Here is a 22,764-nt window from a genome sequence, read left to right as displayed (position 1 = left end):
CGCAGGCGGGAAAGGACCGGCTCATGTTCGATCGGATCACACGGTTTCTCCTCGGGCGGCGCGGCGTCGTGCTCGCCTTGACGGGACTCGTGCTCGTGCTGGGCGCCGCTTTCGGCGCGGACCTGCAATCGCAGCTCACCAGCGGCCTCACCGATTACGACGATCCGGCCGCGGCGAATGTGGCGGCCCGGCGAATCATCGAGCGCACCACCGGAATCGATACCCAGCAGGGTTACGCGCTGTTGGTGCGGACGAATGATCCGATCGATCCAGCAGGCACCTATCCGGAGCCGGTCGCGGCCGCGGTGCGGGTGCTGCACCAGCGCCCCGAGGTGGTCGATGTCTTGGACTATCGCGCGAACCCGGCACTGATCTCGGGTGATCACCACAGCACCGTGGTGTTCGCGCGGGTCGGGGCGGTTACCGAGAAGGACGTCCTGCCCGCGCTGGAACGCGACGTCGCCGCCGACCCCGCCCTGGCCGGTCATGTCGACATCGGCGGGCCCACCGCGGGCAACGTGCAGATCAGCACGGTGTCGCTGACAGACCTTTCCCTGGCCGAAATCGTGGTGTTCCCCGCGCTTTTCGTGCTGCTGGTGTGGGTGTTCCGCGGCGTGGTGGCGGCCTTGCTGCCGCTGGCCGGCGGCGCGGTGACGGTGGTGGCGACAATGGCGGCGCTGCGCATGCTGGTGGTCTTCCAGCCGCTGTCGGTCTTCGCGCTGAATCTGGTGCTGGGGCTGGGACTGGGGTTGTCCATCGACTTCAGTCTGCTGATCGTCAGCCGGTTCCGGGCCGAGCTGGCTGCCCGCGACGATGTGGGCACGGCACTGGCGGCCACCCTGCGCACGGCCGGGCATACGGTGTTGTTCAGTGGCTTGACTATCGCCTCCGCCTTGGTGGCACTGCTGTTGTTTCCGCAGCGGTTCCTCACTTCGATGGGCGCGGCCGGAATCATCGTGACGGTCGCGGCCGTCGGTTACGCCCTGCTCGTCCTGCCCGCGATCCTGGCGGTCGTCGGTGGCAGGGTCGAAAAATGGGCTCCGGCACGGTGGCAACGGTGCCACCGAGCCGGAGTCCTCGGCGCGGAGGATCCGGCCGAGCGGCGCTGGCGCGGTTTCGCACACCGGGTCATGCGACGGCCTGCGGTGTTCGCGGTGGCGGCGACCGCGGCGCTGTTGCTGCTGGCCGCGCCAGTGGCGGCCGATGTTCTGCCCGAGAGTGTTTCGGCGGGCAAGGTCGCCGCAGCGCTGGCCCAGGATTTCACCGCGCCGCTGGCGGATACCGAACACGTGGTCGTCACCGCCGGAGCCGGCCAGCGCGCGGAGGTCGAGCGGCTCTCCGAACGCATCCGGACCGTGCACGGTGTCGCCGCGGTCGCCGATCCCCGGGCGCTGGACCGATCCCATTGGCTGGTGGAGGTTTCCCTCACCGAGGAGCCGCTCACAGGGATGTCGCGCACCGCGGTGCGGCAGATCCAGGACCTGGACGCGGTGCCCGCGCACACCGCGACCGGTCCGACCGCCGATGTGCTGGCGCTGAACCACAGCCTGGCCCGTCACGCGGTACCGGCCGTGGCCTTGATCATCGCCATCACGCTGATTGTGCTGTTCGCCTTGACCAGATCGGTGGTGCTGCCGGTCAAGGCGGTCCTGATGAATGCGCTGTCGCTGGCCGCCGCGAACGGCCTGCTGGTGCTGGTCTTCCAGCACGGCGTCGGTGCCGGGCTGCTGGGAACGCACGGGCAGGGGGCGCTCGCCCATCATTCTTTTTACCCTCGCCTTCGGTCTCTCGACCGACTACGAGGTGTTCCTGCTCGGACGGATCCGCGAAGAACGAGCCTGCGGCAGCGACGACCGGGAGGCCGTGGCCGAGGGGCTGGCCCGCACCGGCCGCATCGTGACCTCGGCGGCCCTGCTGTTCTGCCTCGCCATGGCGGCCATGGTGCTCTCGCGGCTCACCTTCGTGAAAGAGCTCGGGTTCGGCACCGCGACGGCCGTACTGCTGGACGCCACCGTAGTGCGGGCAGTGCTGGTACCCGCGCTGATGATGCTGCTCGGCAGCGTCAACTGGTGGGCACCCCGAATCCTGCGTGCACGACCCACCGCGGCGGCAACGCCGTCCGCGGTCACGATCGATGAAGAGGTAACGCTGTGACCACAGTCGAATTGCTCACCACCACCCGAGACTGGACCCCTGCAGGCTGGCGGCGGCTCCAGGCGGCGCATCAGCCGCCGTGGCCGGATCCCATCGCACTCGCCGCAGCGTCCGAAGAGCTCAACCGCAGCGCCGAACTCGTTGCACCCCAGCAGATCATGTCCCTGCGCCGGCAGCTCGCCTTCGTCGCGCACGGCCGCGGTTTCGTCCTGCAGGGCGGCGACTGCGCCGAAACCTTCGACGAATCCTCCGCGCCCGCCATCGCCCGGCGGGTGGAGCTGTTCCGCCTGCTCGGCCGCGTGATCAGCGACCGCACCGGACTGCCGGTCGTGCAGATCGGCCGCATGGCCGGTCAGTTCGCCAAACCGCGTTCCAGCCAGACCGAGACAGTCGACGGTGCGACGCTGCACTCGTATTTCGGTCACTTGGTCAACGACCCGGCGCCAGACGCAGCGGCACGGATCCCGGACCCGCGCCGCCTGCTGCAGGGCTACCGGCACGCGGCTCGCACCATCGAGCTGCTGGACAAGACGCGACGCACAGCGGTTGCGGTACACGCCGGTCAGGACAGTCCGTCCTCAGCGTTCTGGACCAGCCACGAGGCTCTGATCCTCGATTACGAGGAGCCCTTCGCCCGCTTCGACGCCGAGGCGAACGACTGGTTTCTGACCTCCACCCATATGCCGTGGATCGGTGAGCGCACCCGACAGCCGGACGGCGCCCACGTCGAATTCCTCTCCGGCGTTGCCAATCCGGTCGGATGCAAGATCGGTCCGGCGGCGACGGCAGAGGAGGTATTGGGGCTGTGCACGCGGCTCGATCCGCGCCGGCAGCCCGGTCGACTGGTACTCATCGCCCGCATGGGGCCGGGCCAAGTGGCCCGGCGACTGCCCAGCCTGGTCCGGGCGGTCGCGATAGCCGGTCATCCGGCCATCTGGATCTGTGATCCCATGCACGCCAATACCTTCAGTGCTGCGGGACGAAAGACGCGCAGCGTCGACGACATCTGCTGCGAGATCGAGGGATTCGTCACCGCAGTGCGGTCGGCTGGGGGCTGGCCGGGTGGCCTGCATCTGGAGTGCACCCACGAGATGGTGACCGAATGCCTCGGCGGCAGCGCGGCTCTGTCTGCTGCCGATCTGGCCGAAAACTACACCACTGCCTGCGATCCCCGGCTCAACCACGACCAGACCCTCGATGTGGTCCGGTTCGCCGCCGAACTGCTCGCCTGACCCACCTCCCGAGTCCGTAACAGGAAGTGCTCCGTCATGAACAAACGCCAGCGACGAATTCACCTCGCCACCATGGTCCAGGCCGCAGCCGAACGGAATCCGGCCGGTCCGATCACCGTCGATCAGCCGCTCTCGGTGCGACCGGACCTCGGAACCCGTTTCACTGTCGCGGATCTCGCCGCGGTGGTGGAGATGCTGCGAGCCAAGCTGCACGCCTGCGATATCCGCGCCGGGGAGCGGGTCGCGGTCTACAAGACCAACAATGCCGACATTCTCGCCATCACCTGTGCGCTGGCCGGGCTCGGGGCAATTCCCGTGCTGATCTCGCCTGCGGTGCCGGGTCCCATTGCCGCGCAGCTGGTGCAACGCGCCCAGCCTCGCCATATCCTGACCGACGCCGGCAAGATCGCCTGCGGTGACGTCGACCCCGACGGCTACCGAGCGGTCACCCCCTCAGTGATGTTGACCAGTGGCAGCGTCGCGGATCTGCGCAGCCTCGACAGGCTCGTTGCGGAAGCCGCACCGCCGGCACCCGAAATCGACAATAACGGCCCGTGCATCATCACCCATACCTCGGGCACGACCGGTGTGCCGAAACTGGTCGAGCAGTCCGCGCGCGGCCTGGCCGCGCACATCCGTATTCAGCGGCGGATCGCGGGACTGTTCCAGATCCGCGAGCCGTGGGCGCTGTGCGTATCGTTCGTCCACGCTCGCACCTATTCGGCGTTGGCGGTCGGTCTGTTGCGGCGCATCCCCTTCGCGTTCCTCGCTGATCACGACACCGCGACGGTGCGCAGGGTTTTCCGGGAATTCCGGCCGGGGCTGGTCGAGACGCACCCGAACACGTTCGTCCAGTGGGAGCCGCTCGCCGAGGATCCCGACCGCCCGCTGAGCAACGTGCGCTACTACATCAGTACCTTCGATGCCATCCACCCGCGCACCGTGCGTATCCTGCTCGGGGCGTCGGATCGGCGCGCCGCCATCTACTTCCAGGCCTACGGCCAGACCGAGACCGGGCCGGTCACGGTGCGGGTGTACACGCGCCGTGGCGCGCGCCGGGCCCAGAGCCGCTGCGTCGGATACGGCATCCCGGGCCTGACCCGGGTGCGGCTGCGCAACGGCCGGCGTGCGCCCAGCCACATCGAGGTCCGGTCCAAGGGCCGCGGGTTGACCTATGTCGGCGAGGACGGCCGTTTCGCCGGTCAGCTCGACGGAACCTGGTGGAACATGGGTGATCTCGGCTATCGGGGCCGGTGGCAGTGTGTGCACCTGCTGGATCGGGAGATCGATCATATGGACGGGCTCGACAGTGTGCTCGAGGCCGAGGACGCGTTGATGACTCTGGTGCCCGAACTGACCGAGGTCGTGCTGGTCGAGGACGCCGAGGGCGGAATCCGGCCGGTGGTGTGCACTCGCGACGACCGGCCGCTGAACCTCGACACCTGGGCGGCTGCCTGCGCGAAGCTGCCCGCGATGCTCGCGCCGCTGCACACGACTTGGGATCGGTTGCCGCAGACCGCGACCTTCAAGGTCAAGCGGGTCGAACTGCAGCGGCTCGTCCAGGACGGGCGACTACCCGCACTCGCCGCGGAACGGTAGGAGACGGCGATGCTGCATTCGATTCCCCTGTTGCCCAGCGGCGTTCACCGCTGGACCACCACCGGTGGCGTCACCGTCACGCGGCGGGTTACCACCGTCGAGTCCGACCGGATTCTCGAGCGGCTCGGCGCCCGGCTGGATTCCCGCGCCGGGATGCTGATCGCCTCGGGCGTGACCTACCCGGGCCGATACGCTCGAGGCGCAGTCGGCTACGAGGCACCGCCGCTGCAACTCGCCGCGCGCGGCAATGTCATCGAAGTGCGGGCCCTCAATCAGCGTGGCCGCGTTCTCCTCGAGGCTGTGGCCGCTCCCGTCTGTGAGGTGCTGTGCGATGTCACCCGCGAACCCGACCAGCTGTCGGGCCTGCTGCCCGCCGCCGACGCCCGGCACAGTGAGGAGGAGCGGACCCGGCAGTCGAATGTGACCATAGTGCTGCGGGCGATCTGCTCGACCATGGCAGGTGGAGACGATCAATTGCTCGGGCTCTACGGCGCCTTCGGCTACGACCTGATCTTCCACATGGTTCGCGCGCAGCGGCGACACGAACGCGACCCCCGCTCGAGGGATCTGGTGCTGCATCTGCCCGACCAGTTCCTGGTCGTCGACGACCGCAGCGCGACACAGGTCAAATATGACTTCCTCTACGGCGGGCACGACACCGACGCGCTACCGCACGTGACACCGGTCGAAAGATATTGTGGTGGAAGAACTCCCGATCGCGAGCGCGACATGGCGGCCGGGGCCTACGCCGAGATCGTCGAGGAGGCCCGGACGGCTTTCCGCGACGGTGACCTGTTCGAGGTCGTTCCGGCCCAGTCGTTCTATCGCCGCTGCGACGATCTGCCCTCGCAGGTCTTCGAGCGGCTGTGGGCGAGCAATCCGGCGCCGTACGGGGTGTTCGCCAATCTCGGCGAGCAGGAGTATCTGGTCGGCGCATCCCCGGAGATGTTCGTCCGCGTGTCGAAGGAACCCGGCGGCGTGGCCGCCAGGCACATCGAATCGTGTCCCATCAGCGGCACCGCACCGCGCGGAGCCGACGCGCTCGCCGATGCGGAGAACACGCGCGCACTGCTCAACTCGCACAAGGAGGAATCCGAGCTGACCATGTGCACCGATGTCGACCGCAACGACAAGGCTCGGGTCTGCGTACCCGGCAGCGTCGAGGTGATCGGGCGCCGGCAGATCGAGACCTACGCGACGTTGATCCACACGGTCGACCATGTCGTGGGACGGCTCCGCGACGAATTCGATGCCCTCGACGCCTTTCTCACGCACGCCTGGGCGGTGACCGTGACGGGCGCACCCAAGGCCGCCGCAGTCGACTTCATCGAGGCGCACGAGCGCGCTGTCCGCCGCTGGTACGGCGGCGCGTTCGGCATGATCGGCTTCGATGGCACCCTCGACACTGCACTCACCCTGCGCACCATTCATATCGACGATGGAGTGGCCGGTGTGCGGGCGGGCGCGACGCTGCTGCACCTGTCGGTCCCCGAGGACGAGGAACGGGAGACCGAACTCAAGGCGCGGGCCCAGCTAGCGGCTTTGCGCGCGAACAACGCCCCAGTCGAGCGCGGCCCCGCCGCGGTGGCGATGGCGGATCGGGAGCGCCCGCGGGTGGTGCTCGTGGACCACAACGACAGTTTCGTGCAGACCCTCGCGGACTACTTCCGGGCCGCAGGCGCGGTCGTGGACACCTACCGCAGCGAGGTAGCGGGCGAGGCCATCGCCGAACAACGACCCGACCTGGTCGTGCTGTCGCCCGGACCCGGGCTGCCCGCCGACTTCGCTATGCCGGCGACGCTGGACAGCGCTCGGCAACTGCACATTCCGGTGTTCGGCGTCTGCCTGGGTCTCCAGGGCATCGTCGAATACTACGGCGGCGCGCTGACCCGGCTACCGGAACCGGCGCACGGCGAGGCCGCGGTGGTCAGCGTGCACGAGCCCAACGGGCTGTTCCGGGGCCTCCCAACGGAATTCGTGGCCGGACGCTACCACTCGTGGGCGGTCGCGGATATTCCGGAGGCGCTGGCTGTTACCGCGACGACCGGGAAAATCGTGATGGCCGTGGAACATCGCAGCGAACCGGTCGCCGCGGTGCAGTTCCACCCGGAGTCGATCATGACCGCCGCGGACGGTGTCGGATCGGCGATCGTGGTCAACGCGCTCGCCACGCTGGTGCGACGCGATTCGCTGCCTGCACGGGGCCGGATGTAAGCCCGTGTTGCGCTGGACAACTGCCGGGGAGTCGCATGGTCCCGTCCTGGTCGCCATCCTCGAGGGGATGGTGGCCGGTGTCGAGGTGACCTCCGCCGAGATCGGCGCGCAGCTGGCCCGGCGTCGGCTCGGGTACGGGCGCGGCGCGCGAATGAAGTTCGAGGCCGATGATGTGACCATGATCGGCGGCGTGCGCCACGGCCGCACCATGGGCGGTCCGGTCGCCATCGAGGTAGCGAATTCGGAGTGGCCCAAGTGGGCTCGGGTCATGTCCGCAGATCCGGTGGAGCAGACCGAGTTGGCTGGGTTGGCGCGCAATGCGCCGTTGACGCGTCCGCGCCCCGGGCACGCCGACTATCCGGGCATGCTCAAGTACGGATTCGATGACGCCCGGCCGGTTTTGGAGCGGGCCAGCGCGCGCGAGACCGCAGCGCGTGTCGTGGCGGGCACCGTCGCCCGCAACTTCCTGCGCCAGGCACTGGGCGTCGAGGTGATCTCGCACGTGGTGTCGATCGGCACCGCCGCCAACACCACCGGTGTCACGCCGACGGCCACGGATCTCGACGCCATCGACTCCTCTCCGGTGCGCTGCTTCGACGCCGCCGCCGAGACGGCGATGCTTGCCGAGATCGAGGCGGCGAAACGAGACGGTGACACTCTCGGCGGTGTAATCGAGGTCCATCGTCGAGGGACTTCCGGTCGGTTTGGGGTCGTTCACCTCCGGTGAGACGCGCCTGGACGCACGCCTGGCGGCCGCGCTCATGGGAATACAGGCCATCAAGGGAGTCGAGGTCGGCGACGGTTTCGCGACCGCGCGCCGTCGCGGCAGCCAGGCCCATGACGAAATAAGGCCGGGCACAGAGGGTGTGCGGCGTGCGACCAACCACGCGGGCGGTCTCGAAGGCGGCATGACCAATGGTCAAGCTCTGCGGGTGCGAGCGGCGATGAAGCCTATCTCGACCGTCCCGCGAGCATTGGCGACGATCGACATGGCCTGCGGCGCAGCGGCGGTCGCGATCCACCAGCGCTCGGACGTTTGCGCGGTCCCTGCCGCCGGTGTGGTCGCCGAGGCCATGGTGGCGCTGGTCATCGCGCAGGCCGTGTTGGAGAAGTTCGGCGGCGATTCATTGCCGGAGACCGTCGGCAATATCCAGGCGTATCGCGAACGCGTCCATGCCCGCCTGCATGTCCCGGAAGTGATCCTTGTCGGTCCGCCCGGCGCCGGGAAAACGACCGTTGGCCGCCTGCTCGCCGATCGAGTAGGGGTGAGCTTCCGTGATACCGACGACCTCATACGGGAAGCTACGGGTTGCAGCATTCCCGAGATCTTCGCCGAACGCGGCGAAGCGGAATTCCGGCGTATCGAAGAAGATATGGTCCGAGGCGCGCTGGCCACGCGCGGGGGAGTCCTCTCGCTCGGCGGCGGCGCTGTGCTGTCTGCGGCCACCCGTGCGCTACTCCGCGATAGGATCGTCGTCTGCCTGGATGTCGGTGCGGAGGAGGGACTTCGGCGCGTGGTCGTCGACTCCGACCGTCCGTTGTTCTCGAGCGCGGATCGATCTGCGCACTATGCGGACATGCTCAGGCGGCGGCAACCGCTCTACCGGGAGATCGCGCGGCTCGTGGTCGGCACCGATGGTCGTATCCCCGAAGAGGTGGTGCGGCGCGTGCTGGCCGAGCTCGGATCACGTTCTCCCTCGAACGGAGCCGCGAAAGCCGGATGACCGGACCGGCCGGGTGAATTCGGCTCCCGGCCGGGACAGGGTGTCATGGTTTGCCGCGCGCCGCGTACACCAGCGGCACGGCCGCCGCGTAGGTGGTGGCCACCTCGGCGAGGTGACCTGACAACAATCGCGCCTTACACGCCGCGGCAGCGCAACAGCGCGCTACCGTTTGCGATCTGAACAGCACAGGCCCTGAAAGTTGTTGCGGTGACCAACGATCAGATGCGTTGCTGAAGGGATCTACCGACTTTTCTCGGTGACCGCGGTATTGACCGAGCGGGCGGGCAGCGGGTGCGCCACCGTCGTCGGAGGACCGCTTACGAGCTCCCCCTGCGCGGCTGTCGAGTGCGGCCGACAGTGACCGCGTTGCAAGGCACCCCACCTCAGTACGTCACTGTGACGTTTCAATTGGATGCGCGGGGAGCCAGGGGAGTGACGCACAGCGGTCATCGCCCGTCAACCAAACGGCAGCCCACCACTCCGCAGGGTAAATCGAATCAATCAACCGAACCCAGACGCCGACGCCGACGCCGACGCCGCGAGGATCATGACGCCGTTCGACGCTCGCCGAGTAAGTCGATCCCACGTGGCCGCGCATCATCCAAATCGGCGCCGCCAGACGCGCAGTCGAAATCTGCCTACACCAACACAGGGGACGGGTCTGTCAATTCAACTTGACATAATTACCTATTAGGCCAAAACTGTTGCAACACACCACAACCCGGGGGAGAGGCCCTCCGGAGCCCCACCCAACCCCACCACAACGCAACACCCCATCGCCCGGCCCGAACCCGACAATCCGGGAAAGACTCGACAGCCGCACCCAGCGATCCGAGAAAAACCTGACAGCACAGGACAACTCCGGACAATCCGGGAAGAACTGACAGTAGTGCCGGTCCACTCCCACAACCAGCCCACCCACGTCCACAAAAAGCTGGCACTACACAACCAGACCAACAGCCCAAAACACCCCAGACGCAGCCTCACGAGACCGCCGATCCACAAAAACCTGACACCTGCGACGATCTACCAAACATCGCCACGCCAGTCACATCAGCCAAATACGTCACAGTGACGCAACGCGACATGCATGAATATGCAACCTGACGCCGAGAACATCCAACCCACCGCCAGTGCCTTACCGGATTTTCATGCACACCGCGACGCACTGCCATCATTCCCGGATTGCTGCCAACTCTTTCCGCACCTGACAACCGCAGTTGCACAGCATGTTTCAAGATCAACTCCAATGCCGTAATCGCGCCGATAATCAACATTATGTCAAGTTGCGCTGATCCGATGCCTCCCCAGCGCTGTCGGCGGCACCGCCGCGGGCACCGCTGGCCCCTAGGGGTTTCGAGCGTGCTCCACGATCTTCGAATGCGCCTGTACCGCTGATGAATTCAGCGATGTACCGGGAGGCCGCGCGGGGCGACGAGATGGTCAGTCCCAGACGAGGGTGAGGACGCGGTGACCATCGGGGATGGCGGGGATGTCGCAGTAGGCGGCCTCGTCGTAGGACCAGCCCTCCCACACCGGTTCCGCGTACAACTCCCCCACATCGAGTCGCTGATCGATGTCACTGGGCGGCAATGACGTACAGATCGCCACCGATTCCGCCGCGATGCCGTCATGATCATCGTCGAACATCTCCTCGTGCAGTTGCACGCGGATCCACGCGACGGCGGGGTCGGCCCCGAGGGTGGTGAGGCGCGCTGCGATCTCCGCGAGGCCGGGGCGGCCCTCGCCGTACTGGCTGGGGGCGATGGAGTCTTCGCGAGTGTTGCCCTCGCAAGAATTCCGCGATGGTCACCAGCGGGTACCGGTTGTCGTGGCCGGCGGAGCGGATGCGGATCTCGTCGCGGGTGATCATCGCCCGATGGTGGGAGCTGCCGCCGGGTGATCATTATTTTGGGCGCCGATCCGGCCCAAAGACTTGATTGATTCCAGAAAAAGGGGCAGACTTCGGGTTGTGCCCACGCCTACGGATTTCGAGCGCATGTTGCGCGGGGCCGCTTTGCGTGTGACCGCACCGCGGCTGGCGGTGCTGACCGCGGTGCACACTCACCCGCACTCGGATACGGACTCGATCCTGGGGTTCGTGCGCGAGACGCTGGGCGGGGTTTCACATCAGGCGGTGTACGACGTATTGAAGGCTCTGACCAGTGCGGGGCTGATTCGCCGCATTCAGCCGATGGGGTCCGTGGCGCTGTACGAGACGCGCGTCGGGGACAACCATCACCATGTGGTGTGCCGGTCGTGCGGCGTGATCGCCGATGTCGACTGCGCCGTCGGCGACGCGCCCTGCCTGACCGCGTCCGACGACAACGGTTTCGCGCTCGACGAGGCCGAGGTCATCTACTGGGGCCTGTGCCCCGAATGCTCGAAAACTACTGCGACACAAGACAAGTAGCGGTCACAATCGTGGCCGACAGCCAGCTGATCACGCAGATGATCACTCACTGAAAGGACACACCGTGCCTGAAGAACACCCGCCCATCGGTGAAGCCAATACCGAACCCGCCGGTGGCTGCCCCGTCGTACACGGCCGGCTCAATGACCCGGCCGAGGGCGGTAACGCCAACCGTCAGTGGTGGCCCAACCAGCTGAACCTGAGCATCCTGCAGAAGAACCCGGCCGTCGCCAACCCCATGGACGAGGGCTACGACTACGCCGCCGAGTTCAAGACCCTGGACCTGGCCGCGGTCAAGCAGGACATCGTCGAGGTCATGCGCACCTCGCAGGACTGGTGGCCGGCCGATTTCGGCCACTACGGCCCGTTCTTCATCCGCATGTCCTGGCACGCCGCGGGCACCTACCGCATCAACGACGGCCGCGGTGGAGCCGGTGCCGGCATGCAGCGTTTCGCTCCGCTGAACTCGTGGCCCGACAACGCCTCCCTCGACAAGGCGCGGCGTCTGCTGTGGCCGGTGAAGAAGAAGTACGGCAAGAAGCTGTCGTGGGCCGACCTCATCGTCTACGCCGGCAATGTCGCCCTCGAGGACATGGGCTTCAAGACGTTCGGCTTCGGAGGCGGCCGCGTCGACCAGTGGGAGCCCGAGCAGGACGTGTACTGGGGTCCGGAGACCGAGTGGCTCGGCGACGCCCGCTACACCGGCGAGCGTGACCTCGAGAACCCGCTGGCCGCGGTCCAGATGGGTCTGATCTACGTCAATCCCGAAGGCCCCAACGGCAACCCGGATCCGCTGGCCGCGGCCGTGGACATCCGCGAGACCTTCCGCCGGATGGCCATGAACGATGTCGAGACCGCGGCGCTGATCGTGGGTGGTCACACCTTCGGTAAGACCCACGGTGCGGGCCCGGCCGACAATGTCGGCCCCGAGCCCGAGGCCGCCCCGCTCGAGGAGCAGGGCCTGGGCTGGAAGTCCACCTTCGGCACCGGTGCCGGCAAGGACGCCATCACCTCCGGTATCGAGGTCACCTGGACCCCCACCCCGACCCAGTGGGACAACTCCTTCCTGGAGACCCTCTACGGCTACGAGTGGGAGCTGTCCAAGTCGCCCGCCGGTGCGCACCAGTATGTCGCCAAGAACGCCGAGGAGATCATCCCCGACGCGTTCGACGGGTCCAAGAAGCACCTGCCGACCATGCTGACCACCGACCTGTCGCTGCGGTTCGACCCGGTCTACGAGCCGATCACCCGCCGCTGGCTCGACCACCCCGAAGAGCTGGCCGAGGAGTTCGCCAAGGCCTGGTACAAGCTGATCCACCGCGACATGGGTCCCAAGGTCCGCTACCTGGGCCCCGAAGTGCCGGCCGAGACCCTGCTGTGGCAGGACCCGATCCCGGCCGTCGAGCACGAGCTCATTGACGCCGCCGATGTCGCGGCGCTGAAGGCCAAGATCGCGGAGTCGGGTCTGACCGTGGCGCAGCTGGTGTCGACCGCGTGGGCGGCGGCCTCGTCGTTCCGCGGCTCGGACATGCGCGGCGGCGTCAACGGCGGCCGCATCCGCCTGCAGCCGCAGGCCGGGTGGGAGGTCAACCAGCCCGACGAGCTGGCGCAGGTCATCCGGGTGCTCGAGGGCATCCAGGAGTCCTTCGGCAAGCCGGTCTCCTTCGCCGACCTGGTGGTGCTGGCCGGTAACGTCGGCGTCGAGCAGGGCGCCAAGGCCGCCGGCTTCGATGTCGAGGTGCCGTTCCGTGCGGGCCGCGGCGACGCCACCCAGGAGCTGACCGACGTGGAGTCCTTCTCCGCGCTCGAGCCGGCCGCCGATGGTTTCCGCAACTACGTCGGCAAGGGCACCCGCATCCCGGCGGAGTACCTGCTGCTGGACAAGGCCAACCTGCTGACCCTGTCGGCGCCGGAGATGACCGTGCTCGTCGGTGGTCTGCGCGTGCTGGGTGCGAACTACCAGGGTTCGCAGCTGGGCGTGTTCACCGACAAGCCGGGTGCGCTCACCGCGGACTTCTTCGTGAACCTGCTCGACATGTCCACCAAGTGGGGCCCGTCGTCCGCCGACGACGGCACCTACGAGGGCAAGGACCGCGCCACCGGCAAGACCGTGTGGACCGGTTCGCGTGTCGACCTGGTGTTCGGCTCCAACTCGCAGCTGCGGGCCCTGGCCGAGGTGTACGCCGAGGACGACTCCAAGCGGAAGTTCGTCGACGACTTCGTGGCCGCCTGGACCAAGGTCATGGAGCTCGACCGCTTCGACCTGGTGTGATGACAACCGTCTGAACCAGTAGGACGATGCCCCCGAACCGACCGGTTCGGGGGCATTGTGCGTGTCGGGATGCTAGCCGGTGGACGTCTCGGTGCGGACGCGGCCGAGGAAGCGGCGGGCGATGTCGGTGCCGTCGTGGTTGTAGGCGTTCATCAGCTCGGTCAGTTCCTCGACCAGCGCCCGCAACGCTGGAGTGTCGAAGCCGTCGGGGTCGGTGGCCCACCCGGGCGGGATGTTGCCGACCGTGATGAGAATGCCTGCGTCGTAAGGGGTTTCGACGGTATACGTGAGCTGGTCGGGGGCGTCGCGCAGGGCGCTGCGGGTGGCGAGGTCGCCGTCGCCGTCGGGGAGGGTGAGGATGCGGGCCAGGGCGATGTCCTCGCCGATCATGTCGGCGATGCGGGACAGGCTCGCGTGCCGGCCGGGACGATCGTGGCGCGCACCGTAGGTGCGGTCTCCGGTCCGGTGCGCTCCCCCGCCGGTCTTGCTCAGCAACCGGTCCAGCATGCGCTGCGCGGCCGCCCGCTCCGCCGGCCCGGTGCGCGGATGCTCGATGAGACTGCGCAGCCGCTGAATTCGGCCCATCGCCGCCGTCGCCATGCTTCTCCCCTTCCGACGCTGTCGACCCCCGATCATGCCAGCGGCAGCAGCCGTAAAGCGAGGCGCGGGCACAGCCGTACCGCATCCCGTGCGGCGGGCAGATCCGCGCGCTCCAGCACCGGGTCGCGGTGATCGCGGGTCAGCGGGAATCCCCAGTCGTCGCGGGCGAGGGTGCCGGGCAGCAGTTCACTGCACACGCCCCGGCCGTCGCAGCGGGTCCAATCGATGTGCAGGCGAAGCGGTTCGATCATCGCAGTGCTCCTGTCCGGGCCGGCGCAGCCGCTACACAGTGGCCGTGTTGATGCCGAGCCACCTCGTCGGCGAACACCTCCAGCGCGGACCGCACCATGCGAGCGGTCCCGTCGGGGTGGTGACAGGCTCCCCTGCCCTCGACCAGCCGGGCCACCCGGGCGATCTCGGCGGGGTCGCCGACTCCGTCGGCCAGCTGCTCGAATCGGGTTGCGAGGGTGGGCAACCCATTGCGGCACGGACCGCACTGCCCGGCGCTCTGTGCGGCGAGATAGGCGGTGATCTCGGCGGTGACCCGCAACCCGCACTGACCGTGAGGCAGCACCCGCACCACTCCGGCACCCGGGACGGCACGCAGATGCCGTAAACCCTGCGCCGACAACGCGGCTCCCGGCAGGGCCAACCCGGAAATCCAGGTGCCATGCCAGCCGCCGACCAGCACCGCGCGCACCCGGGCCGGGTCGGTGCCGCCGAGACCCGCGACCACCTCCGGCAGCTCGGCACCGGCCGCAACCTCGAAAACACCGGCGATTCTGGTGCCCGACAAGCTGATCAGCATCGTGCCAGGCTCATCCCACACCCCGACCGAACGGAACCACGACGGGCCGTGCCGGGCGATCAACGCCAGCTGGGCCAGCGTCTCGACATTGTGGACCAGCGTCGGGCGACCACCCACACCCGAGCGGGACGTGGAGACCACCTGATCGGCCGGGAGTGCCGCGCGTCCGGACAGACGATTCACCACCGCCGACTTCTCCCCCGCCAGGAAAGTCTCGGGGGCAGCGGTCAGTTCGATCACCGGTTCGCGGTACCCCGCCCGCCGCCGTTCCACCAGTGCCCGCCGCAGCGGTTCCAGCATCGCTTCCGAGGCATAGATCCGGCAGTCCCGGCTCCCGACCGCGGCCGCCGCGGCGACCAGGCCGTCCAGCACCAGATGCGGTGCGCGAGTGAGCAATACGGCATCCTTGTGACTGTCGGGCTCCCCCTCCGCACCATTGGCGACCACGATCGGACGACGCCCACCGGCCACCGCACCCAGCTTGCGCGCCACCGGGAACCCCGCCCCGCCACGCCCGCGCAGCCCCGAGGCCGCGACCGCATCGATCAACTCCCGCGTGACAGCGGGCAACCGGCCATGCGTGGCCTCGTGAGCGACCAGGTCAGCCGTCGGCGCGGCCAGCAGCCTGCGCACCGCCACCGCACGGCGACCCCCAGATTCGACGCCGGTCATCGGGCCACCTGCCCGGCCGGTACACCGATCTCGGTGAATCCCCGGCTGATCCGCCAGCCCACCGCGGCCACCACCGCGACCGCACAGGCCACCAGCACTGCCACCAGCCACGGCCGGAACGCGTCGGTCCCCGCCCCGAGCGCATGGATCGACACCATCGGCCACAGCACATACGTCGCCCAGTGCACGGCACGAAACGCATTCGGGCCGATCCGATGCCGCAGCAGACCCGACACCGTCACCGCGGCGAGCAGATCCACCGCCACCGTGCCGAACCCCACCCACACCGACCGATACGCCCCGCCGAACGGCACCACCACATCCACCAGCCGCAACTGCGCCCACGGATCGGCCAGCAGACTCGCCACATGCACGGCCACCAACCCGACCGCGGTCAACGCCGCGCCCCGATGAAACACCGCCATCCCGGCCCGCGGCAACACCACGACTCGCCCCGACCGCGCGACAACCCCGGCCACCACTGCCACCGTCAGCACCACCAGCGCCGTGACACCCGTCCCCCGCCCGAACGCCCACAACGCCTCGTCGAACCCCGCCTGCCCCATCAGCATTCACCGCCCCGGGACGCTTGCGCCGGCCAGTTCACGATTCGGTTCCCTCGGTTCATGATTCGGTTCCGTTCTCCCGAGTTCCGGGCTCGTCGTCACCGGACGCGGCCTGCGGCCACCCGCACAAGGTGATGACCTCACCGTCGCGACTCACCAGCCGCGACGGAAAACCCTGGCCACGCAAACCCGTCAGCGCGTCACGGCCACGAATGACGGCCGCCGTAGCGGCGGTATTGGCGGCCAGGCAGGACCCGGCGGCGACCGACACCGTCCGCCACACCGGATCCGCGGCGAGGCCGGTGCGCGGGTCGACGATGTGGTGCACCAGACTGCCGCCCCGCCACCAGCGGCGGCGCAGCGTGCTCGAGGTGGCCAGTGCCGCGCCTGCGGGAAGAGTTATGCGGGAACGAGGTTCACCGGGGCGATCCTCGACCAGCACCTGCCAGCCGCCCGCCGGGGCGGGGCCCGCAGTGGCGATGTCACCACCCAGGCTCACCAGCACACCACAGCCGAGACGATCGGCGACCATATGCGCGCAATGGTCGGCGGCAAGTGCTTTCGCCGTCGCGCCCAGATCGAGCAGCACCCCCGCGGGCACACTCAGCAGATCGCCATCCAACCTGACATGCGTCCAATCCGGGCGCACCGTGAGCGCCACGGGTACCCGCAGCCCAGCAGGCCCTTGGCCACGCCCGCCGACTCCGACGTCACCGCGGCGATCGACTCCGGTCTCACCCTTGGTGACCCGCTCCGCAGACGTCGCTTCCCTTGCCACACCACCTTCCTCATGGTGACTTTCCAGCGGCACGATTGCCGGTGCGGAAGGACTCTGGGTTTGGCTACCCCGTATGGAGTGACCTCCTTCGTTGCTGGTGACCGCGCCCTCGAGGTCACGGATCCCGGTGCGCGAGTCAGACTTCCGAGCTACCGCGTCCGGACGGTCCTCGACCACTCGCGCGGCCGAGCCCGGGAGCAGCAACGTGAAGTCGCGGTCGTAGCCCAGGGCGATGAGCGAGGTACCGATCGTGGGGTCGAGATCCCCGTCGGTGTCGCGGGCGGCCGCGAGGGCGGCATGGAGATGTCCGGCGAGCAGTGCACTGATGCGCACCGGTTGCCCGGCGGTCCGCGCCAGGCGGCTGATCTCGGAGTCGGGGCGGAATCGGCTGCAGGCGGCGTCGACCTCGGCGAGGTGGGCGCGGATCAGGGTGCGGGCCGGGCGCAGTGCCGCCGGGTCGGTGACGACCACGCGCGCGGTGGTGCTCCACACCGGCCATTCGGTCGAGGCCGTGTGGTCGGGGGCGGCGATCACGAGCCGCTCGATCGGGCGTGGACGCGACCGGTACCCGAGCGCAGCGCCGGGGTGGGGTCGGTGGCGGCGTTCGCCGGGGTGCCGTCGGAGGCCGCGGTGGCGTCGGGGGTGGCGGATTGGGTTGTGCTGCCGCCGCTCTGGAGACTGCCGTGGTTGTCGACGTAGGCCAGCGCGGTCGCGGTGAGCGTGCCCGCCGCGGTCACGGCGAGCAGGGTCGCGGTCGCGGTGCGCCCGGCCCGCAGACTCGGATGTGACGGCATGCTGAATTCCTGTTCGCTCGGATCACCCGGGGCGCGGCGCTCCCGGTATGGGCTCGAACCTCAGCATGCGAACCGGCACTGTGAGGGCGCTGTGAAGCAGGGTCCTGGATGCTGCGAATACGCCGGGAGCCGACACTGCCCTGTCCTGGCCGCTTTTGTGTTTGTTCGCAGTATCCAAGGAACGTTTGTACATGCACATGTCTGCATGCGAACATTCATCATCGGGCAGACCTGGGCGTCTGCCGCCTAGCCTGCGGCGACGACCGCGGCGAGCCGCTCGATATCGGCGGGCAGCACCCGGCAGCATCCACCGACGATGGCCGCACCCAGCCCCGCCCACTCCTCCGCCAGCCCGGCCGGGTACCGCGCCTCCCCCGTCCAGCACCGTTGCCCGGCGTCCCACTTCTCCCCGCTGTTCGGGTAGACGATCACCGGTTTCCCCGTCACCTCCCGAGCCAGGGCGATCGCCGCCGCGACATCGTCCGGCGCACAGCAGTTCACCCCTACGGCGACGATCTCCGGAACCGCGGCGGCGATCGCGAACGCGTCCCGCAGCGGCTGCCCGGCGCGGGTCCGGTCGCCGTCGATGGTGTAGCTGAGCCAGGCGGGCACGCCACTCCCGTCGAGCAGTCCGGCCAGCGCCTCCGCCTCGTCGATATCCGGAATCGTCTCCAGCGCAAGCACATCCGCCCCGGCTTCGGCGAGCACTTCCAGCCGCGGCAGGTGCCAGCGCTTCAACTCGGCCAGGGAAAGCCCGTAGCAGCCGCGGTATTCGGAACCGTCGGCCAGGGCCGCACCGTACGGGCCGATCGAGGCGGCGATCCAGCGCTCACGGCCGTCGTCGATCTCGTCTCGTGCCGTACGCGCGAGCGCGACACTGCGCCGCAGCAATCGGGCGGTCTGTTCTCGATCGATGCCGCGCGCCGCGAATCCCTCGAACGAGGCCTGGTAGCTCGCGGTGGTCGCGATGACCGCGCCCGCCCGGAAGAACGCGGTGTGCACGGCTCGGATCTCGTCGGGTGCGTCGACGAGCAGTCGCGCCGACCACAGCGCGTCGGACAGATCGTGTCCGCGCGCTTCGAGTGCGGTCGCCACGCCTCCGTCGGCGACGGTCACCTCGCCCACCGGGACTCCGAACTCGGCCATCGTCCTCCAAACTGCAACCTGTTCTACTGTGGGTGGCGTGGATGTCACCTATGAGAACACCCGACGCGAAATCGCCACCGACAAAGGCGTCCTGCGCTACCACGAGGCCGGCGACGGTCCTCCCCTGATTCTGCTGCACGGCTCCGGAATCGGCGTCAACGGCTGGCGCAACTTCCGCAGCAACCTCGGCTTCTACGCCGACCATTTCCACTGCTACGTCCTGGAATTCCCGGGCTTCGGCGTCAGCGACCCCGTCCCGGGACACCCGGTCCTCACCGCCGTCGACTCCGTCGTCCGGTTCATGGATGCGTTGAACATCGACTCCGCCGCCATGATCGGCAACTCCATGGGCGGCGTCGTCGCGGTGAATGTCGCCATGCACCACCCGCAGCGGGTCGAGAAGATCGTCGCCATCGGCGGTGTCGGCCACAGCTTGCTCGCCGCCAACCCCAGCGAAGGCACCCGGCTGCTGTCGGAATTCGCCGACCAACCCAGTCGCGAGGGCCTGGAGCGCTGGCTGCGCTGCATGATCTACGACCCCAAGATGATCACCGACGGCCTCATCGAGGAACGCTGGACCGCGGCCACCGAACCCGCCGCGCAGGCCAGTCTCGAGGCCATGTACGGGTCCGAAGCGCTTGCGCTGCAACAGCAATTCCTGGAGAACTCCCCCACCCCGCCCTACTGGTCCATGCTGCACAAGATCAAGAGCCCGGTGCTCATGACCTGGGGCGCCGACGACCGCCAATGCCCCACCGACATGGCGCTCATCCCGCTGCGGCAGATCCCCAACGCCGAACTGCACGTGTTCCCCAAGTGCGGGCACTGGGTCATGTACGAGGCCAAGGAGGCCTTCGAACGCGTCACCCTCGAATTCCTGCACCGCTGAACAGGATTCCCGGGTGGGCTCACCGGCCCACCCGGGCGGCGGGTCAGCGGTCGCCGAACACCGCCAACTGGCAGGCGTTCAGCAGCGTCACCAGCTCCTCGCCCTCCTTGTCGTCGAGGACCGCGAACGCGGGCGCGATCAGATCCTCGGTGATCGACTCCGCCTGCATCCAGCGGCCCTTCAGCTCCGCGGTGATCTCGTCGAACGGCTCCGGCCAGCCGAAATTGCGGGCCTGATCCGGACCCGGCTTCAGCGGGGAGCCCGCGATCAGCACCGCCTGCAACGGGGTCAGCCCACTACCCAGCACGCCGATCAGGTGCAGGCCGCCACGCAATTCCCGCAGCACATGGATCAGCTGCAGCACCAAGCCCGGCGCATCCTCGGCCTGCGGCAGAGCACGCCAGCCCGCGAACAGCGGCGCGCCCACCGGATTCGCGGCCGCCACCACCCGCTGTAGCAGCTCGGCCAGGCGTCCGGAGTCCTCGAAGGAGGCCAGCTTCCGGCGGCCGAAGTTCTGGCACGCCGTCAGATATCCCTCGGCGGCTGCCGCGGCCGGCATCGAGGCCGTGGCCTCCCACGCCTCCCGGATCGCCTCGGGACGGAAGAAACCGAAGGCCGCGGTCACCACATCGGCATCCACATCACCCAGGACGCCGGCGCGGCCGCGGGTGTAGCCGGGCATGAAGCCGGGGACACCGGTGCTGTCGGCGAAGGCTCGGGCTTCCCGGGAGAACATGAATCCCCCACCGATCGTCTGGATCTGATCCTTCACCGCGGACGCTACCGACATGTCCGTTCCTCTCTGAGCGGAAAGCGCAATCGATCCGAGACTATTTCAGACCGCCGACCGGCCGCACACGGGCCACCCGAATGTGACCGGGAGAGCACTCCCAACACCAAACCGACTGTCCTGAAACATATTTGCCTCGCACGACCGGAATCCGCTGCCCGGCAACGTCCCTCACCGCACCGCAGCCGGAAAGACCTGTCGGTTACATCCGCTAACCTTCAAGCGGTGCTAGGACATTCACATGCGACCAGCGGCGCGCTCGCCTGGTCGGCGGCGGCCGCGGCGCTACCGTTCACCGTCTTGACCTATCCCGCAGTGCAATCCGGGGCCATCGGCTCCGTCGATCTGGTGATGGGCACCTTCCTCACCGCGGGCGCCGCGCTGCTGCCCGACGCCGATCACCCTTCCGGCACCATTTCCCATGTGCTGGGGCCGATCTCGCACTACGCGTGCAAGTTCATCTCGTGGATCTCCGGCGGGCACCGCCACGGCACCCACTCCTTCGCCTTCGTTGCCGCCGTCACCTACGGCACCTGGGCCGGCGAACACCTGCTCGGCCGCTACTTCACGCTCTCGCTGGTGTTCTTCCTGCTCGCCCTCGCCATCAAGGCCCTCGGTCTCGCACCCACCGGCGACGGACCCAAATCCTGGGGCACCATCGTCATCCTCGCCGTCTGCGGCACCTTCGCCATCGACCACTGGATCAGCGACAAACCCGCCTGGCTGCCCTTCTCCGTCGGACTCGGCGCGCTCGCCCACCTCGTCGGCGACTGCCTCACCGACCGCGGCTGCCGGCTGCTGTGGCCACTCAAGATCCGCACCCGCATCCCGATCATCGACCACACCGGCAACAAGATGGAGACCATGGTGCTGGTCCCCCTCTTCGCCCTCGGCACCCTCGCCCTGCTCTGGTACACCCTCACCCACCATCCGTGAGCCGAACGGCGCCGGACCGGACAACGACCGGCAACCCGGCTCGTATGATCCGAAGACCACCGCAGCGGGCAGAACGGAGTCGGGCATGAGCGATCGCGAGGAACTGAGCTGGGAACTGTTCGGGGACGCCAGCCGCGAACTATCCCAGGCCATCGCCGACGACGGCTTCGAACCCGACCTCATCCTGTCGATCGCCCGCGGCGGGCTCTTCGTCGCCGGCGCCCTCGGCTACGCCCTCGACGTCAAGAACCTCCACGTCATGAACGTGGAGTTCTACACCGGCGTCGACCAGCGCCTCGACATGCCGGTCATGCTGCCGCCCGTCCCCAGCGCCGTCGACCTCACCGGCGCGACCGTCCTGGTCGCCGACGACGTCGCCGACACCGGCAAAACCCTGAAACTCGTGCGCGACTTCTGCTCCCACCACGTCGCCGAGGTGCGCTGCGCGGTCATCTACCAGAAGCCGCACTCCGAGGTCGACTGCGAATACGTGTGGAAACGCACCGACAAGTGGATCAACTTCCCCTGGTCCGTGCTCCCGCCCGTCGTCAAACGCGAGGCCCGCGTCCTCGACGCCTGACCCGAAACCCGCTACGCGCCAACGACAACGGCCCGGAACCATTCGGTTCCGGGCCGTTTGTCCAGTTGCCGCAGGGACTGATCAGACCAGTTCGACGGACAGAATGGTGATCGGCTCGACCGGCACATCCTGGTGGCCGGCCTTGTTGCCGGTGCGCACACCCTCGATGGCGTCCACGACGGCCGTGCCGTCGACGACCTTGCCGAACACGGCGTAGCCGAAGCCGTCCTGGCCCGGGTAGTTCAGGAAGGCGTTGTTGCTGGTGTTGATGAAGAACTGCGCGCTGGCCGAGTGCGGGGCCGAGGTGCGCGCCATGGCGACGGTGTACTTGTCGTTCTTGAGGCCGTTGGCGGCCTCGTTCTCGACCGTCTGCTTGGCAGCCTTCTGCTGCATGTCGGCGGTCAGGCCGCCGCCCTGGATCATGAAGTTCGGGATCACCCGGTGGAAGACGGTGTCCGCGTAGTGGCCCGCCTTGACGTAGTCGACGAAGTTGGCGACGGTCTTGGGTGCCTTGGCCTCGTCCAGTTCCAGGGTGATGTCCCCGGCGGAGGTCTTCAGGAGCACTTTGGTCATGCGGACCATCGTATGGGAGCCCCC

The 22,764-nt window shown here is 68.2% G+C and carries 20 protein-coding genes and 2 pseudogenes; 12 read left to right on the top strand and 10 right to left on the bottom strand.

Annotated elements, in window-relative coordinates; genetic code table 11:
- Positions 1-23: 23 nt before the first annotated feature.
- The 7 genes and pseudogenes from ACFXIV_RS14920 to ACFXIV_RS14890 all read left to right on the top strand — a co-directional run.
- Positions 24-1,712: pseudogene (locus ACFXIV_RS14920) on the top strand (MMPL family transporter); the annotation flags it as partial.
- Positions 1,657-2,154: an MMPL family transporter gene (locus tag ACFXIV_RS14915; protein ID WP_379397171.1), complete on the top strand. Its 498-nt coding sequence runs from the start codon at positions 1,657-1,659 to the stop codon at positions 2,152-2,154. The pseudogene ACFXIV_RS14920 and the gene ACFXIV_RS14915, both read left to right, overlap by 56 nt.
- Entirely contained in the window at positions 2,151-3,386 is a 1,236-nt protein-coding gene (locus ACFXIV_RS14910) for a 3-deoxy-7-phosphoheptulonate synthase (RefSeq protein ID WP_379396585.1), read from the top strand. The genes ACFXIV_RS14915 and ACFXIV_RS14910 overlap by 4 nt, the downstream gene beginning before the upstream one ends.
- 36 nt (positions 3,387-3,422) lie before the next feature.
- Entirely contained in the window at positions 3,423-4,985 is a 1,563-nt protein-coding gene (locus tag ACFXIV_RS14905; protein ID WP_379396583.1) for an AMP-binding protein, read from the top strand.
- 9 nt (positions 4,986-4,994) lie between these two features.
- On the top strand, positions 4,995-7,199 hold the full coding sequence (locus tag ACFXIV_RS14900; RefSeq protein WP_379396581.1) for an anthranilate synthase component I: 2,205 nt from the start codon (positions 4,995-4,997) through the stop codon (positions 7,197-7,199).
- Between the two features lie 4 nt (positions 7,200-7,203).
- Positions 7,204-8,380 (top strand): annotated as a pseudogene (aroC, locus tag ACFXIV_RS14895) (chorismate synthase); the annotation flags it as partial.
- Positions 8,381-8,395: 15 nt separating this feature from the next.
- Positions 8,396-8,923 carry a shikimate kinase gene (locus ACFXIV_RS14890; RefSeq protein ID WP_379397169.1) on the top strand — a complete coding sequence of 176 codons (528 nt, stop codon included), beginning with the start codon at positions 8,396-8,398 and terminating at the stop codon, positions 8,921-8,923.
- Positions 8,924-10,366: 1,443 nt separating this feature from the next.
- Here the strand turns inward: ACFXIV_RS14890 and ACFXIV_RS14885 are convergent.
- Positions 10,367-10,591, bottom strand: a complete 225-nt coding sequence (locus ACFXIV_RS14885) for a hypothetical protein (RefSeq protein WP_379396579.1) — start codon at positions 10,589-10,591, stop codon at positions 10,367-10,369.
- Positions 10,592-10,922: 331 nt separating this feature from the next.
- Between ACFXIV_RS14885 and ACFXIV_RS14880 the strand changes: the two genes are divergently transcribed.
- Positions 10,923-11,336: a Fur family transcriptional regulator gene (locus ACFXIV_RS14880; protein ID WP_379381392.1), complete on the top strand. Its 414-nt coding sequence runs from the start codon at positions 10,923-10,925 to the stop codon at positions 11,334-11,336.
- Between the two features lie 64 nt (positions 11,337-11,400).
- The gene (gene katG / locus ACFXIV_RS14875) at positions 11,401-13,608 is read left to right on the top strand and encodes a catalase/peroxidase HPI (RefSeq protein WP_379396577.1); all 2,208 of its coding nucleotides are present in this window, start codon (positions 11,401-11,403) and stop codon (positions 13,606-13,608) included.
- Between the two features lie 72 nt (positions 13,609-13,680).
- Here katG and ACFXIV_RS14870 read toward each other — a convergent pair whose 3' ends face one another.
- The 7 genes from ACFXIV_RS14870 to mmuM form a co-directional block, all read right to left on the bottom strand.
- Positions 13,681-14,208, bottom strand: a complete 528-nt coding sequence (locus ACFXIV_RS14870; RefSeq protein ID WP_379396575.1) for a hypothetical protein — start codon at positions 14,206-14,208, stop codon at positions 13,681-13,683.
- Between the two features lie 32 nt (positions 14,209-14,240).
- On the bottom strand, positions 14,241-14,459 hold the full coding sequence (locus ACFXIV_RS14865; protein WP_379396573.1) for a ferredoxin: 219 nt from the start codon (positions 14,457-14,459) through the stop codon (positions 14,241-14,243).
- Positions 14,456-15,688, bottom strand: coding sequence for an NADH-ubiquinone oxidoreductase-F iron-sulfur binding region domain-containing protein (locus ACFXIV_RS14860; protein ID WP_379396571.1), 1,233 nt, complete (start codon positions 15,686-15,688; stop codon positions 14,456-14,458). The genes ACFXIV_RS14865 and ACFXIV_RS14860 overlap by 4 nt, the downstream gene beginning before the upstream one ends.
- Positions 15,685-16,254 carry a ferric reductase-like transmembrane domain-containing protein gene (locus tag ACFXIV_RS14855; protein ID WP_379396569.1) on the bottom strand — a complete coding sequence of 190 codons (570 nt, stop codon included), beginning with the start codon at positions 16,252-16,254 and terminating at the stop codon, positions 15,685-15,687. The genes ACFXIV_RS14860 and ACFXIV_RS14855 overlap by 4 nt, the downstream gene beginning before the upstream one ends.
- A 58-nt stretch (positions 16,255-16,312) precedes the next feature.
- Positions 16,313-17,566, bottom strand: a complete 1,254-nt coding sequence (locus ACFXIV_RS14850) for an FAD:protein FMN transferase (RefSeq protein WP_379396567.1) — start codon at positions 17,564-17,566, stop codon at positions 16,313-16,315.
- Complete coding sequence (locus ACFXIV_RS14845) at positions 17,563-17,826, bottom strand: hypothetical protein (RefSeq protein WP_379396565.1); 264 nt, start codon at positions 17,824-17,826, stop codon at positions 17,563-17,565. Before ACFXIV_RS14845 ends, ACFXIV_RS14850 begins: the two co-directional genes overlap by 4 nt.
- A 246-nt stretch (positions 17,827-18,072) precedes the next feature.
- Complete coding sequence (gene mmuM, locus ACFXIV_RS14840) at positions 18,073-18,972, bottom strand: homocysteine S-methyltransferase (RefSeq protein WP_379396563.1); 900 nt, start codon at positions 18,970-18,972, stop codon at positions 18,073-18,075.
- A 37-nt stretch (positions 18,973-19,009) separates the two neighbouring features.
- Between mmuM and ACFXIV_RS14835 the strand changes: the two genes are divergently transcribed.
- Positions 19,010-19,861 carry an alpha/beta fold hydrolase gene (locus ACFXIV_RS14835; RefSeq protein ID WP_379396561.1) on the top strand — a complete coding sequence of 284 codons (852 nt, stop codon included), beginning with the start codon at positions 19,010-19,012 and terminating at the stop codon, positions 19,859-19,861.
- Positions 19,862-19,904: 43 nt separating this feature from the next.
- Here the strand turns inward: ACFXIV_RS14835 and ACFXIV_RS14830 are convergent, their stop codons facing one another.
- Positions 19,905-20,651, bottom strand: coding sequence for a hypothetical protein (locus ACFXIV_RS14830; protein ID WP_379396559.1), 747 nt, complete (start codon positions 20,649-20,651; stop codon positions 19,905-19,907).
- A 225-nt stretch (positions 20,652-20,876) separates the two neighbouring features.
- Here ACFXIV_RS14830 and ACFXIV_RS14825 point away from each other — a divergent pair, with 225 nt between their 5' ends.
- Complete coding sequence (locus tag ACFXIV_RS14825) at positions 20,877-21,587, top strand: metal-dependent hydrolase (protein ID WP_379396557.1); 711 nt, start codon at positions 20,877-20,879, stop codon at positions 21,585-21,587.
- Positions 21,588-21,672: 85 nt separating this feature from the next.
- Positions 21,673-22,167 (top strand): phosphoribosyltransferase, encoded by a 495-nt coding sequence (locus ACFXIV_RS14820; protein ID WP_364610181.1) that lies wholly within the window; start codon positions 21,673-21,675, stop codon positions 22,165-22,167.
- Between the two features lie 81 nt (positions 22,168-22,248).
- Here ACFXIV_RS14820 and ACFXIV_RS14815 read toward each other — a convergent pair whose 3' ends face one another.
- Positions 22,249-22,740 (bottom strand): peptidylprolyl isomerase, encoded by a 492-nt coding sequence (locus tag ACFXIV_RS14815; RefSeq protein WP_379396555.1) that lies wholly within the window; start codon positions 22,738-22,740, stop codon positions 22,249-22,251.
- Between the last annotated feature and the right edge of the window lie 24 nt (positions 22,741-22,764).

Origin of the sequence: Nocardia sp. NPDC059236, from assembly GCF_042754085.1 — a bacterium.
Classification (GTDB): Bacteria; Actinomycetota; Actinomycetes; order Mycobacteriales; family Mycobacteriaceae; genus Nocardia.
Note: the sequence above shows the minus strand (reverse complement) of the source record. Positions and strands in the feature narration are given on the sequence as shown.